This window comes from Gluconobacter sp. P1D12_c, from assembly GCF_018812105.1.
Classification (GTDB): domain Bacteria; phylum Pseudomonadota; class Alphaproteobacteria; order Acetobacterales; family Acetobacteraceae; genus Gluconobacter; species Gluconobacter oxydans_A.
Genome location: NZ_JACSIQ010000554.1, coordinates 1 through 422, shown reverse-complemented (window position 1 = coordinate 422; position 422 = coordinate 1). Strand labels below are relative to the sequence as shown.

The 422-nt window shown below is 54.5% G+C and carries 1 protein-coding gene; it reads left to right on the top strand.

Annotated elements, in window-relative coordinates; translation table 11 throughout:
* Positions 1-173 precede the first annotated feature (173 nt).
* The coding region (locus tag KP705_RS18120; protein ID WP_215765300.1) for a DUF4158 domain-containing protein at positions 174-422 on the top strand (249 nt) is incomplete at its 3' end.

The following is a 422-nucleotide window of genomic DNA, read 5'->3' as shown; positions in this document are numbered from 1 at the left end:
ATCATTATGTGTGTCATACGGGAAAGTGTAACGTATAAGGCCCCATGACTGCAAAACATATGGTACCACCTTTATGAGACACAGCACACGGCTGTATTCCATGACGTGTTGCACTTGTCCGGGACAGTCCGTCCAACGATCCCCTTCCGGACACATGAAGGAGACATCCGATCATGGCGCGGCGCCGTCTTCTGACCCGTGAAGCTCTCGCCCGACATTACGAGCCTTCTGTCGATGATCGCGAGATCACGAGACATTTTACACTCAGCCAGGATGACTTCGATCTGATCGCAACCCGCCGCGGAGAAACCTCCCGATTGGGTTTCACGATGGTCATGCTCTACATGCGCTGGCCGGGACGGGTGCTGGAATCTGGTGAAACACCACCGGCTCCCATTCTGTCATTTGTTGCGCGGCAGCTC